This window comes from Superficieibacter sp. HKU1 (genome assembly GCF_029319185.1).
Lineage (GTDB): Bacteria > Pseudomonadota > Gammaproteobacteria > Enterobacterales > Enterobacteriaceae > Superficieibacter.
On the sequence record NZ_CP119754.1, the window covers coordinates 2,260,178 to 2,273,427 of the forward strand.

A 13,250-nucleotide genomic window follows, 5' to 3' on the forward strand; every position below is an offset into this window, starting at 1 on the left:
TCACGCGTGACGTTGTAACTTTCTAAAGCCTGCGATGCGCAGGGGTCTGGCGAACATCACCAGATTGCCGGTGAGAATTAACCCTAATCCCAGCACCGCGTTCAGATGCCATACATAGCCTTCATAGAACGTGGAGAGGGTTAGCGCGACCAGCGGAAAAAGCAGTGTGCTGTAAGCCGCGTTGCCGGCCCCAATGCGGCCTACCAGCGTAAAGTACGCGCCGAAGGCAATCACTGAACCGAATATAGCCAGGTAAATCATCGCGCCGAGATAGCTTACCGTCCAGTCAGGAGTAAAGTTGTCCCCGCGGAACAATGCGATGACGCCCATGATCAGCGTGCCCCATAACATTGCCCAGGTATTTGTGGTCATTGTCTCCAGCCCTTTACGCTGATGGCGAAGGCTTATCATATTGCCCAATGAAAATCCCCAGGTTCCCAGCAGAGAAAGGCCCGCGCCGAAAAGCAGGGTGCGGCTCACTCCCGTCGCCGTCAGATCCTGCCAGAAAAGGGTGACAATCCCACCCAACCCCAGCACGGCGGCAATGTAAAAGCGGCGCGACGGCTTCTGTCCAAAAAACAAAAAGCTATTGAGGGCGTTAAACAGCACCGCCATGGAGAAAATAACCGATTCAAGACCGGTATTAATCCACGCGGCGGCGGTATAAAAACACCAGAAGTTAAAGCCGAAAACGCAGCAGCCCTGGAGCACGCAGAAAAGTTGATCGCGCAGGGCCAGCCTGCGCAGCCGGCGGCTCAGGCTTAACACAATGAACAGCGTCAGGCTGGCGACGGCGAAGCGCCAGAAAATCGATACTGGCGCGGGAACATCGCCCTGTTGAAGAAAAATAGCAATCCAGGTCGTGCCCCAGATCGCCACTACCAGTCCGTAAAGCAGTGCGTTCATACGTGGTTCTCTGTTATGTTGAATGCACGCAGTATGCGCCGTACCCGGCGCGTCAGCTTGCAGCAGGCTGCGGACGACTTGCAAATTCTTGCGCTTTTTTAACGAGGGACGGTGGCCGGATCTGGTATCTCATAAAGCCTGTCCATAGACTGAAACAATGATCCCCCACAGGTGATGTAACGCGATGGCAGAAACCTACGGTGCATTTGAAAATCTGCGAAACCATAAAGCCGTATTGCACGATACCGTGGCGCTGAATTCCGGTATCCGGCTGGCCGCATGGTCGAATAAACGCGACAACATCACGCAATATTGTGACCATCATACGCTGAGCCTGTATGTCGCTGACGGCTATGAGAGCTACCATAAAACGGCGGGCGGCTGGAAAAACGGCGGCGGCCCGGACCGGTTCTGCCTGATGCCGAAAGAAAGTGAATCAAGCTGGGATATTCGCGATGATCTGTCGTTTGTTCATCTTTACTGTACCGATGCCCACCTGCGTGATATTGGCGAGAAGATTTGGGATCGGAGTCCGCATTCCCTGACGCTGGATGAAAAAACCTTTGGCAGCGATGCGCAGATCACAACCGTGTACCGGCAGTTTTTGCTTGGCAACAGCTGGCGCGAGCAGGCAAATCAGATGACGCTCAGCACCGCCTCAACGCTGCTGCTGACCCATTTAATTCGCCACTACAGCAACGTGCAGTGGCGGTTGCCCACGGTAAAAGGCGGGCTGGCACCGTCGGTATTACGCAATGTGTTAGCCTGGATCGATGCCAACCTGTCGCAGCCGCTGACGCTCAACGACCTGGCGGGCATCGCCTCCCTGAGTGAATACCATTTTGCGCGGATGTTCCGCCAGTCGATGCAGATGGCACCTTATCAATATGTGATGCAGCGGCGAATGGATCGGGCGCTTCAGCTGGTGCAGCATTCAGCGACGCCGCTCACTGATATCGCGCTGGCCTGCGGGTTCAGTTCGGCCAGCCATTTCAGCAACCGCGTCAAAAGCGCGATCGGCATGACGCCGTCACAGCTCCGCGCGGCGCAGGCGTGACGTTAATGCCATACAGGCGCCTCCCAGAATTAACCCCCAAAAGGCGGAGCCGACGCCGAAAAGCGTAATGCCGCTGGCCGTCAGCAGAAAGGTGATCATCGCCGCATCACGCTCACGTTCGTGGATCAGCGCCTGATGTAAACTCCCGCTAAGCGTGTTGAAAAGCGCCAGCCCCGCCAGCATCTGAACCCAGCTTGTCGGTAATGCAGCAATCAGCGCGGTGATCGAGCCGCCGAAAATGCCCGCCAGCAGATAGAAAACTCCGGCAGCAGCAGCGGCCAGCCAGCGCTTATTTTTATCGGGATGGGCGTCCGGGCTCTGGCATATCGCGGCGGTGATGGCGGCGATGCAGATGGAATAAACGCCGAAAGGCGACAGCAGCAGCGCCATCCCGCCGGTAAAGACCATCAACGGAGAGACCGCGACGGAATATCCCGCGGCCTGCATCGTGGCGACGCCCGGCGCATTTTGCGAGGCCATTGTCACCAGAAACAGCGGCAGGCCAATGCTCATCAGTGCCGACAGAGAAAAATGCGGCGCGATAAACGTTGGCACCACGAGCGCAAGGGGGGCGTTTATTGTGACAACGTCACCTTTGAGAAAGGCAACGATGAGACCGACGACGAGCGTGACGATGATGGCATAGCGTGGCGCAATGATCCGCACACTGCACCAGGCGAGAAACATACTGCCGCACAGCAGGATATTCTGCGGCAGCGGTATAAACATTTGCAGTCCAAAGCGCAATAAAATGCCTGCCAGCATCGCTGCCGCCAGCCCCGGCGGCACAATTTTCATCAGACGGGCAAACAGTCCGGTAAGGCCGCAGAGCAGGATCAGCGCGTTGGCAAAAATAAAAATCCCCACCGCTTCGTTCAGCGTCACGCCTTCCAGGCTGGTGGCGAGAAGCGCTGCGCCGGGTGTGGACCAGGCGGTCAGTACCGGCGTTTTATACCAGAGCGTCAGCGCCAGAGTGCTGATCCCCATGCCGATGCCCAGAGCGGTCATCCAGCCAGCGATTTGCACATCGTTAGCGCCAGCGGCAGCCGCCGCCTGCCAGATAATTGCCGCCGAGCTGGCGTAGCCAACGAGGACCGCCACGAACCCCGCCAGTAGCGGGTGAAAAAAGAATGACAAACGGCGCATAGCTGCCTCGTGCGTTATAACGTCCATAAAATCTAACACTGTGCGCTATAGCGGACAAGTGCTAAACTGCTGGCTTCAGAGGAGAGATAATGGATATTGCAGATTATCTGGCGACAACCTTAAAAACCCTGCGCCAGCAGCGGGGATGGAGCCTTTCACGTCTCGCGGAAGAAACGGGCGTCTCGAAAGCGATGCTCGGTCAAATCGAACGCCATGAATCCAGTCCGACGGTGGCTACCCTGTGGAAAATCGCCACCGGGCTGAACGTGCCGTTTTCGGTATTCATCGTGCCTGAACAGGCTGAACTGCGCCCCGTTTACGATCCGCAGCAGCAGGCGATGGTGATCACGCCGCTCTTTCCTTTCGATGAGGCGCTGCGCTTCGATCATCTGTCAATCACCCTTGCGCCTGGCGCATTCAGCGAATCTACGCCGCATGAAAAAGGGGTTATTGAGCATGTGGTAGTGATAAGCGGCGTTTTAGAGTTGCGCATTGACGACCGGTGGCAGACCGTTACCGCTAACCACGGCATCCGCTTCGCAGGGGACCAGACGCACGCCTACCGCAACAGCACGGAGGAAACGGTGCTGTTCCACTCGCTTATTCACTACGCGCCAATGGCGTAAAAACCATTTCGAAACTGTGGGCTTCTGACTACAATAGCCGTCAATTCTTTTTCCGGATAACGTCGATTGTATGCGCCTGCAACCTCATCATCTTGAACTGTTAAGTCCTGCCCGCGATACCGCTATCGCCCGCGAGGCAATCCTGCACGGCGCGGACGCCGTTTATATCGGCGGTCCCGGTTTTGGCGCGCGACACAATGCCAGCAATTCGCTTCGCGATATCGCAGAACTGGTGCCGTTTGCCCATCGCTATGGCGCGAAAATTTGCGTTACCCTGAATACTATCCTTCATGATAATGAGCTCGGGCCTGCGCAAAAGCTGATTAGCGATCTGTACCAGACCGGCGTGGATGCGCTGATTGTGCAGGATATGGGCGTTCTGGAGCTGGATATCCCGCCGATTGAACTTCATGCCAGCACCCAGTGCGATATTCGCAGCGTCGAAAAGGCGAAATTTCTCGGCGACGTTGGTTTCAGCCAGATCGTGCTTGCCCGCGAGCTTAACCTGGCGCAAATCAGCGCGATCCACCAGGCCACCGATGCCACCATAGAGTTCTTTGTTCACGGCGCGTTGTGCGTCGCCTATTCCGGACAGTGTTATATCTCTCATGCCCAGACCGGGCGCAGCGCCAACCGTGGCGATTGCTCGCAGGCCTGCCGTTTGCCGTACACCCTCAAGGACGATCTGGGACGCGTTGTCGCCTATGAAAAACATCTGTTATCGATGAAAGATAACGATCAGACCGCCAACCTGGCGGCGCTGATTGAGGCGGGCGTGCGCTCCTTCAAAATTGAAGGGCGCTATAAGGATATGAGCTACGTAAAGAATATCACGGCCCATTACCGGCAGATGCTGGATGCCATTATTGAAGCACGCGGCGACGTGGCGCGCGCTTCGGCGGGGCGTACCAAACATTTCTTCATTCCTTCAACCGAGAAAACCTTTCATCGCGGCAGTACCGATTACTTCGTCAACCAGCGCAAAGGCGACATCGGCGCGTTTGATTCGCCCAAATTTATCGGCCTGCCGGTAGGCGAGGTTTTAAACGTTGCCAGAGATCATCTGGATGTCGACGCGACCGTGCCGCTGGCCAACGGCGACGGCCTTAATGTGATGATCAAGCGCGAGGTCGTTGGATTCCGGGCGAATACCGTGGAGAAGCTGACGCAAAATCGCTATCGCGTCTGGCCGAATGAGATGCCCGTGCAAATGCAGACCCTTCGTGCGCCTTATCCGCTTAATCGCAACCTCGATCACAACTGGCAGCAGGCGCTGTTAAAGACTTCCAGCGAGCGACGGATCGCGTTGGATATCTAACTTGGCGGCTGGCAGGAACAGCTTATTTTAACCCTGACCAGCGAGGATGGCGTCAGCGTGACGCATACGCTAGAAGGGCTGTTCGAAGAGGCTAACAACGCGGAAAAAGCCCTGACCAGCCTGCATGATGGCCTGGCAAAACTCGGGCAAACGCGCTACTACGCGCAGGATGTCGCCATTACCTTGCCGGGAGCGTTATTCGTCCCGGCAAGCCAGCTCAACCAGCTACGCCGCGAGACGGTTGCGTTGCTGGACGAGGCGCGGCTGGCGAGCTACCAGCGCGGGCAGCGCAAAGCGGTAGCAGAGCCTGCACCGGTTTATCCAGAAACGCATTTGAGCTTTCTGGCGAACGTCTATAACCATAAAGCGCGGGCGTTTTACCAGCGCTACGGGGTGACGTTGATTGACGCGGCATATGAGGCGCATAAAGAGAAGGGCGACGTGCCGGTGATGATCACCAAACATTGCCTGCGGTTCGCCTTTAATCTGTGCCCGAAACAGGCAAAAGGCGTGACCGGCGTTAAAGGCGGGCGCGCCACGCCGATGCAGCTGGTGCATGGCGATGAGGTGTTAACCCTGCGTTTTGACTGTAAACCGTGCGAGATGCACGTGGTGGGTAAGATCAAAAATCACATTCTGAAAATGCCGCTGGCGGGGAGTGTGGTGGCATCGGTCAGTCCCGAAGAGCTGATGAAAACGCTGCCGGGGCGAAAATAATCCAGGCCCGCGCCGTGTTGCCCGGTGGCGCTGCGCTTACCGGGCCTACGATTGTTATGTAACTTCTTAATATTGTGGATTTTGTAGGCCGGGTAAGGCGCAGCCGCCACCCGGCATTACCACTATACGGGGCTAATCCCCCATCTCAATGCGACTTAAACCCCGCAGCCGTCATCAGCAGGCGGAAAAACATTCCTACTACGGCGAGCGCCAGCACGCTGCCGCCCCAGATCACCACCAGCCAGAACAGGCGTTTTAATAACGGTTGCTGCATCAATGGTACCCCTCGCCGTGCTGTACTTTGCCGCGGAACACGTAATAACTCCAGAACGTATACACCAGGATCACCGGAATAATCAGCAGCGCGCCCACCAGCATAAAGCCCTGGCTTTGCGGCGGTGCCGCGGCCTGCCAGAGCGTAATAGACGGCGGAATAATATGCGGCCAGATGCTGATCCCCAGCCCGCTAAAGCCGAGGAACACCAGCCCCAGCGTCAGCAAGAAAGGCCGGGTGTGGCTGTGCGGATCATTCAGGCAGCGCCACTGCCAGAAACTGAACAACAGCACCAGCAGCGGCACCGGCAACAGGAAGAACAGATTCGGCAACGTGAACCAGCGCCCGGCAATAGCGGGATGCGTCAGCGGTGTCCATGCGCTGATCACCGCAATCACCACCAGCAGCGCCAGCAGTAATTTTTTCCCGACGTAGCGCATCCGGTCCTGAAGAGGGTTGCTGCTTTTCATCACCAGCCAGGTTGCCCCGAGCAGAGCGTAGGCCACCACCAGCCCCAGACCGCAGAACAAATTAAATGGCGTCAGCCAGTCCAGCGCGCCGCCGCTGTAGCTACGTCCGGTCACCTGGAAACCGTTGATCACCGCGCCCACGGCCACACCCTGACTGAAAGTGGCCAGAATGGAGCCGCCGATAAAGGCTTTATCCCAGAAAGGCCGATGCGACGGCGTCGCTTTAAAACGGAACTCAAATGCCACGCCGCGAAAAATCAGGCCAATCAGCATCAGCGTCAGTGGCAGCGTGAGCGCGTCAATAATCACCGCATACGCCAGTGGAAACGCGCCAAAAAGCCCCGCGCCGCCGAGCACCAGCCAGGTTTCATTCCCGTCCCACACCGGGGCGACACTGTTAACCATCACATCGCGATCCTGCGCACTACGGACGGCAGGAAACAGAATGCCAATCCCCAGATCGAAGCCATCCATCACGATATACATCAGGGTGGCAAAGACGATAATCACAAACCAGATAATAGAGAGATCGATACCCATCATACTTTCTCCTTCGTATCAAACTCTTCACCCGCCGCCGAGAGCGGACGGGCAGGGGTGCCCTGTGTCGGAAGTTCGTCGAACGGCTGCGGTCCTTTTTTGATCATACTGCCGATATAGGCGTAACCGACGCCAAACACCGATGAGTAGACGACAAAGAATGCCAGCAGCGTCAGGCTCATGTGCAGCTCGCCATGCGCGGAAACAGCGTCAATGGTGCGCTGGAAACCGTAAACCACCCACGGTTGCCGCCCCACCTCGGTGGTGATCCATCCGGCGAGCAGGGCAATCAAACCCGCAGGCCCCATCCACAGCGCAAAACGATGAAAGGTTCTGGACTCATAAAGCCGGCGTTTATAACGCAGCCAGAGCGAGAGCACGCCAAGCAGCATCATCAGCAGGCCCATCGCCACCATCACGCGAAACGACCAGAAAACAATTGTCGAATTAGGGCGATCCTCTTTCGGGTAATCTTTCAGCGCCGGAACCTGCTTATCCAGGCTGTGCGTCAGGATCAAACTGCCCAGCGCCGGAATTTCCACGCCATAGCGGGTGCGTTCCTGTTCCATATCCGGCAGGCCGAACAGCAGCAGCGGCGTGGCTTCGCCAGGACGGTTCTCCCAGTGTCCTTCTATCGCGGCGATTTTAGCGGGCTGATGCTCAAGCGTATTGAGGCCGTGCATATCGCCAATCAGCGCCTGAATCGGCGCGACAATCAGCGCCATCCACAGCGCCATTGAAAACATCGTGCGGATAGCGGGAGTATTATTTCCCTTCAGCAGATGCCAGGCGGCGGACGCGCCGACAAACAGGGCGCTGCTCAGAAAGGCGGCGATGGTCATATGCAGCAGGCGATACGGAAATGAGGGGTTAAAAATCACCGCGAACCAGTCTACCGGCACGACCTGGCCGTTAACGATTTCAAACCCCTGTGGCGTATGCATCCAGCTATTCGAGGCGAGGATCCAGAATGTCGAGACAATCGTCCCCAGGGCCACCATGCAGGTAGAGAAGAAATGCAGCCCCGGGCCGACTTTGGTCCAGCCAAACAGCATCACGCCGAGAAAGCCGGCTTCGAGGAAAAAGGCGGTGAGCACTTCATACGTTAACAGCGGCCCGGTGATGCTGCCCGCAAACTGGGAAAAGCCGCTCCAGTTAGTGCCGAATTGATAGGCCATCACCAGACCGGACACCACGCCCATGCCGAAATTGACGGCGAAAATTTTCAGCCAGAAATGATACAGAATACGCCAGACCGGGTTTTTAGTTTTAAGCCATAGCCCCTCAAGTACCGCCAGATAGCTGGCAAGGCCGATAGTGATGGCCGGAAAAAGAATATGAAAGGATACCGTGAAGGCAAACTGGATCCTCGCGAGGTGAAACGCATCGAGACCAAACATGGACTACCCCGAAACAGAATAACGATGATCATAGGGTAGACAGTACAAGCGGCAACTGTCAGACACAGATGCGTTCTTTTTATCTATAACAGTTACTACAAATGCTTTATTTTCCGGCAACTGATATAATTTATTCTTAACGATTCACCCACTGGCTTATCATTTTGCGATGAAAAAGTATCAGCGTCTGGCACAGCAGCTTCTTGAACAAATGGATTTAGGCGTCTGGCAGCCTGGCGATCGCCTGCCGTCCCTGCGCGAGCAGGTGGTGAGCAGCGGAATGAGTTTTATGACCGTCAGCCATGCCTATCAGATGCTGGAGAGCCAGGGGCGGATCGTGGCGCGCCCGCAGTCGGGCTACTACATGGCACCGCACACCGTCAGCAAACAACCCGCCCCCCCGGCGCGGGTGATGAGCGACGAATCGGTGGACATCAATACCTGTATTTTTGAGGTGCTTCAGGCCAGCCGCGAAACCTCGGTGCTGCCTTTCGCCTCTGCCTTTCCCGATCCGCATTTATTTCCGCTGCGCCAGTTAAATCGATCGCTGGCTCAGGTCAGCAAAACCGCCAGCGCGATGAGCGTGATTGAAAACCTGCCGCCGGGAAACAGTGAGCTGCGCCATGCCATCGCCCGTCGCTACGCTTTGCAGGGCATTCCGGTGTCGCCTGACGAGATCGTGATCACCGCCGGGGCGCTGGAGGCGTTGAACCTCAGCCTACAGGCGGTGACGGAACCTGGCGACTGGGTGATCGTTGAAAACCCCTGTTTTTACGGTGCGCTTCAGGCGCTGGAGCGTCTGCGGCTGAAGGCGCTGGCGGTGGCAAGCGACGTGAAAGAGGGGATCGATCTGGAGGCGCTGGCACAGGCGCTGGCGACTTACCCGGTCAAAGCCTGTTGGCTGATGACCAACAGCCAGAACCCGCTCGGCTTTACCCTGAGCGCGGCTAAAAAAGCCCGGCTGGTGGCGCTGCTGGCGGCGCATAACGTGGTGCTGATTGAAGATGATGTCTACAGCGAGCTCTACTTTGGCCGCGAGAAACCGCTGCCCGCGAAAGCCTGGGATCGCGATGACATGACGCTGCACTGTTCCTCGTTTTCCAAATGTCTGGTGCCAGGATTTCGCATTGGCTGGGTGGCGGCGGGGAAACACGCCCGGCGTATTCAGCAACTGCAGCTGATGAGTACGCTTTCCAGCAGTTCGCCGATGCAGCTGGCGCTGGTTGATTATCTCTCCACCCGGCGCTATGACGCCCACCTTCGACGGCTGCGTCGCCAGCTGGCCGAGCGTAAACAGCTGGCGTGGCAGGCGATGCTGCGCTACCTGCCGCCGGAGGTAAAAATTCATCATAATGACAGCGGCTATTTTCTGTGGCTGGAGCTGCCTTCGCATCTTGACGCCGGGGAGCTTAGCGAGCGGGCGCTGGCGCACCATATCAGCATCGCGCCGGGGAAAATGTTTTCTACCTCCGGCGCCTGGCGGCCTTTTTTTCGCTTTAATACCTCCTGGGGCTGGGGAGAAAAAGAGGATAGCGCGGTGCGCACCCTCGGCGTACTCATCCGTCAGATGATGGTGTAACGTCCTCCGTTGCACTGCGGATGTGCATCACTGTTCAGTTATGTGGCGTCGTTAACACTCTGCGCGCCTCACACCTTCCGGTTGCCATCTATCCTTTTATCAATGTCGACGTGTCGTTAACACCTGGCACGCTTGCTGCATTTTGATGTACAGGATCCCTCACTTTGAACAGGACAACACTATGCAACATCATTTATTGATTAATGGCGAACTGGTGGCCGGTGAAGGCGAAAAACAGGCGGTGTATAACCCGGCGACGGGCGAGGTGATCCTGGAGATCGCCGAAGCGTCTGCCGCACAGGTGGATGCGGCGGTAAAGGCGGCAGATGCGGCTTTTGTCCAGTGGGGGCAAACCACACCCAAAGCCCGTGCGGAATGTCTGTTAAGGCTGGCGGAGGTCATTGAGCAGCACGCTGACCGCCTTGCCCGTCTCGAGTCACAAAACTGTGGCAAGCCGCTGCATGCTGTGATCGGCGATGAAATCCCGGCGGTGGTGGATGTATTCCGCTTCTTCGCTGGCGCGGCGCGTTGTCTGAACGGACTGGCCGCCGGAGAATACCTTGAAGGACACACGTCGATGATCCGCCGCGATCCGGTGGGCGTGGTGGCCTCTATTGCGCCATGGAATTATCCGCTGATGATGGCGGCCTGGAAGCTGGCTCCGGCGCTGGCGGCCGGTAACTGCGTGGTGATCAAACCGTCTGAAATCACGCCGCTTACTGCCCTGGCGCTGGCGGAACTGGCAAAAGATATCTTCCCGGCGGGCGTGATCAACGTTCTCTTCGGGCGCGGGAAAACGGTAGGCGATCCGCTGACCGGGCATGAAAAAGTGCGGATGGTCTCGCTGACAGGCTCTATTGCGACCGGGCAGCATATCATCAGCCACACCGCGTCGTCGGTAAAACGGACGCATATGGAGCTGGGCGGCAAAGCCCCGGTGATCGTTTTTGACGACGCTGACCTGGATGCGGTGGTTGAAGGCGTGCGCACGTTTGGTTTTTATAATGCCGGGCAGGACTGTACCGCTGCCTGTCGCCTTTATGCGCATGAAGCCATTTATGACGCGCTGGTGGAAAAACTGGGCGCGGCGGTTGCCAGCCTGAAAATGGGCGCACCGGATGAGGAAACTACCGAGCTGGGGCCGCTCAGTTCACAGGCTCACCTTGACCGGGTCAGCGCCGCCGTTGAAAAAGCCAAAGCGCTCGACCACATTCAGGTTGTTACTGGCGGCAGCAAAGCCGATGGCAAAGGGTATTATTTCCAGCCAACGCTGCTGGCGGGAGCGCGACAGGAAGATGACATTGTTCAGCATGAAGTCTTTGGTCCGGTGGTCAGCGTCACTGCCTTTCGCGATGAAGATCAGGTCCTGTCGTGGGCCAACGATTCACAGTATGGGCTGGCCTCTTCCGTCTGGACCCGCGACGTTGGGCGGGCGCACCGGATAAGCGCCCGCCTGCAATATGGCTGCACCTGGGTGAATACGCATTTTATGCTGGTCAGCGAAATGCCTCACGGTGGACAGAAACTCTCGGGCTACGGCAAAGACATGTCGGTATACGGTCTTGAAGATTATACCGTAGTGCGCCACGTTATGATTAAACACTAATTTTCATCCGCTTACGGGGTCTGAATGGCGCCCGTAAGCGCAACGAAATTTCACCGCTTTTCGACTTCTGAGCCATACTTTCATTACGTCAGGTCACTTTTACAGGCTTAGTGGATGCGTAAAGATAGCTCGATAATTCATCGTCATGCTTCCCGACCAGTGCAGGAAAATGACATCTGGCTGCGCTTTGAAGCGGGCTGCCGCCGGTGGGGATTTTTACTGCTGGTATTGATTATAGTGGCGGGCGTCTGCGGCCTTTTCTCCAGTGGAATATTCAGTAAAACCTCAGCCACCAGCCCGGCTAATCGCATTTCCGTAGAATATGAACGCTTCGGCAGGCAAACCAGCGATATCTCCATCAAAGTGATCGTCCGCGGTGAACCGGGCCGCGGGTTTACGCTTGCCCTGGAGGGCGATTTGATGGAACGCTATGAGATCCGCACGCTGCAACCGCAGCCGCTGCGTACCCTGAGTCAGAACAATAGTTTGATCCTCGAGTATCCGGGAAAAGGTGGGCCGGGGGAACACAGCGTCTGGATTGGATTAGAACCGCTTAATCCGGGAAACCGGCATAATAAAATTACCCTTAATAACACTGAAACCGTGACTTTCTCACAATTTATTTATCCGTAGGAACAAAATATGGACATGATCGTCAGAGCGGTAGCCATTTATCTGGTGCTGCTGGTGGTATTTAAAATCGCCGGACGGCGCACGCTATTACAGATGACCTCATTTGATTTGATCTTGTTGCTTATCATCAGTGAGGCCACGCAGCAAGCGCTGCTGGGTAATGATTTTTCTGTCACTGGCGCGGCCTTAACCATCATCACGTTAGTGGTGGTGGATATGATTTTTAGCATGATTAAAAAGTATATGTCGGGTGCCGAATCAATGATTGACGGCTCGCCGGTCATTCTGGTGGAGAATGGCGAATTACTGCATGAGAAAATGAAACTGGCTGATATTTCCTGCGACGATATTATGGCCTCAGCGCGAAATAATCAGGGAGTCTATAAAATATCTGATATTAAATTCGCGATCCTTGAACGCAATGGTCATATATCCATTATTACCAAAGAGTCATAGGGCAGAATGATGAACGCCCGGCGTTTGCCGGGCGTTGCGTCACTGAAGTGACAAAATCTTCAGAGGAACCATCCAAAACGCAATGAAAGCAGGCTGAAAAGGCCAAGCGCTGCAAAAACATTAATCATCACCACTGTTTTGTCCGAAACTTCCATAGTGTTGTAACCCTCAAAAGTTTGACCAAATGGTAGCTTGCGCACAGAAAAATCGGGTCGAAAACCCAATACTTTTGTTTGCGCAGATTTGATTTTAGTTTGGGTTTGGGAATTTGTGCCAGAAAAACTTGATGTGGATCAAAAAAAAGAGCATATTCGCGGCATTTTTCTCCAGGGAGGAGACATTGGTTATGACGTTTTATCAAAAAATGCTGATTTTTTATATGGTCATGGCGGCGATCTGCGCCGTGATCACCTGGTTTCTGACGAAAGACAAACCCGGCATTCGCCTGCTGGCGGCGCTGCTGGTAGGAGCCACCTGGCCCTTTAGTTTTCCCATGGCGCTACTGTTATCGCTTTTCTGACC

At 55.8% G+C, this 13,250-nt stretch carries 13 protein-coding genes and 1 pseudogene; 8 read left to right on the forward strand and 6 right to left on the reverse strand.

The window, feature by feature from the left end:
• Nucleotides 1-906, reverse strand: a complete 906-nt coding sequence (locus tag P0H77_RS10770; protein ID WP_276164876.1) for a DMT family transporter — start codon at nucleotides 904-906, stop codon at nucleotides 1-3.
• A gap of 184 nt (nucleotides 907-1,090) precedes the next feature.
• On the opposite strand from P0H77_RS10770, the gene P0H77_RS10775 reads away from it, so the two are divergent.
• On the forward strand, nucleotides 1,091-1,963 hold the full coding sequence (locus P0H77_RS10775) for an AraC family transcriptional regulator (RefSeq protein WP_276164877.1): 873 nt from the start codon (nucleotides 1,091-1,093) through the stop codon (nucleotides 1,961-1,963).
• On the opposite strand, the gene P0H77_RS10780 is transcribed toward P0H77_RS10775, so the two are convergent.
• Nucleotides 1,937-3,109 (reverse strand): benzoate/H(+) symporter BenE family transporter, encoded by a 1,173-nt coding sequence (locus tag P0H77_RS10780; protein ID WP_276164878.1) that lies wholly within the window; start codon nucleotides 3,107-3,109, stop codon nucleotides 1,937-1,939. The genes P0H77_RS10775 and P0H77_RS10780 overlap by 27 nt on opposite strands.
• A gap of 89 nt (nucleotides 3,110-3,198) precedes the next feature.
• Here P0H77_RS10780 and P0H77_RS10785 point away from each other — a divergent pair, with 89 nt between their 5' ends.
• Together P0H77_RS10785 and P0H77_RS10790 are read left to right on the forward strand one after the other, a co-directional pair.
• On the forward strand, nucleotides 3,199-3,735 hold the full coding sequence (locus P0H77_RS10785; protein WP_276164879.1) for an XRE family transcriptional regulator: 537 nt from the start codon (nucleotides 3,199-3,201) through the stop codon (nucleotides 3,733-3,735).
• 70 nt (nucleotides 3,736-3,805) lie between these two features.
• Nucleotides 3,806-5,770, forward strand: a pseudogene (locus P0H77_RS10790) (U32 family peptidase).
• Nucleotides 5,771-5,915: 145 nt separating this feature from the next.
• Here the strand turns inward: P0H77_RS10790 and P0H77_RS10795 are convergent.
• From P0H77_RS10795 to P0H77_RS10805, 3 genes are read right to left on the reverse strand one after another with little or no spacing between them, the layout of a single operon-like run.
• Nucleotides 5,916-6,044 carry a DUF2474 domain-containing protein gene (locus P0H77_RS10795; protein ID WP_176920185.1) on the reverse strand — a complete coding sequence of 43 codons (129 nt, stop codon included), beginning with the start codon at nucleotides 6,042-6,044 and terminating at the stop codon, nucleotides 5,916-5,918.
• Entirely contained in the window at nucleotides 6,044-7,054 is a 1,011-nt protein-coding gene (gene cydB / locus P0H77_RS10800) for a cytochrome d ubiquinol oxidase subunit II (protein WP_276165105.1), read from the reverse strand. Before cydB ends, P0H77_RS10795 begins: the two co-directional genes overlap by 1 nt.
• Complete coding sequence (locus P0H77_RS10805; RefSeq protein ID WP_276164880.1) at nucleotides 7,054-8,454, reverse strand: cytochrome ubiquinol oxidase subunit I; 1,401 nt, start codon at nucleotides 8,452-8,454, stop codon at nucleotides 7,054-7,056. Before P0H77_RS10805 ends, cydB begins: the two co-directional genes overlap by 1 nt.
• 169 nt (nucleotides 8,455-8,623) lie before the next feature.
• Between P0H77_RS10805 and P0H77_RS10810 the strand changes: the two genes are divergently transcribed.
• The 4 genes from P0H77_RS10810 to P0H77_RS10825 all read left to right on the forward strand — a co-directional run bounded on the left by P0H77_RS10810 (nucleotide 8,624) and on the right by P0H77_RS10825 (nucleotide 12,728).
• Nucleotides 8,624-10,033 carry a PLP-dependent aminotransferase family protein gene (locus tag P0H77_RS10810; protein WP_276164881.1) on the forward strand — a complete coding sequence of 470 codons (1,410 nt, stop codon included), beginning with the start codon at nucleotides 8,624-8,626 and terminating at the stop codon, nucleotides 10,031-10,033.
• A gap of 181 nt (nucleotides 10,034-10,214) precedes the next feature.
• Nucleotides 10,215-11,639 (forward strand): aminobutyraldehyde dehydrogenase, encoded by a 1,425-nt coding sequence (gene patD / locus P0H77_RS10815; RefSeq protein WP_276164882.1) that lies wholly within the window; start codon nucleotides 10,215-10,217, stop codon nucleotides 11,637-11,639.
• Nucleotides 11,640-11,753: 114 nt separating this feature from the next.
• Nucleotides 11,754-12,272 (forward strand): hypothetical protein, encoded by a 519-nt coding sequence (locus tag P0H77_RS10820; RefSeq protein ID WP_276164883.1) that lies wholly within the window; start codon nucleotides 11,754-11,756, stop codon nucleotides 12,270-12,272.
• Nucleotides 12,273-12,281: 9 nt separating this feature from the next.
• Nucleotides 12,282-12,728 carry a YetF domain-containing protein gene (locus P0H77_RS10825; RefSeq protein ID WP_276164884.1) on the forward strand — a complete coding sequence of 149 codons (447 nt, stop codon included), beginning with the start codon at nucleotides 12,282-12,284 and terminating at the stop codon, nucleotides 12,726-12,728.
• Between the two features lie 59 nt (nucleotides 12,729-12,787).
• Here P0H77_RS10825 and yncL read toward each other — a convergent pair whose 3' ends face one another.
• On the reverse strand, nucleotides 12,788-12,883 hold the full coding sequence (gene yncL / locus P0H77_RS10830; RefSeq protein WP_072094343.1) for a stress response membrane protein YncL: 96 nt from the start codon (nucleotides 12,881-12,883) through the stop codon (nucleotides 12,788-12,790).
• Between the two features lie 191 nt (nucleotides 12,884-13,074).
• On the opposite strand from yncL, the gene P0H77_RS10835 reads away from it, so the two are divergent.
• Nucleotides 13,075-13,248: a GhoT/OrtT family toxin gene (locus tag P0H77_RS10835; RefSeq protein ID WP_276164885.1), complete on the forward strand. Its 174-nt coding sequence runs from the start codon at nucleotides 13,075-13,077 to the stop codon at nucleotides 13,246-13,248.
• Nucleotides 13,249-13,250: the final 2 nt, after the last annotated feature.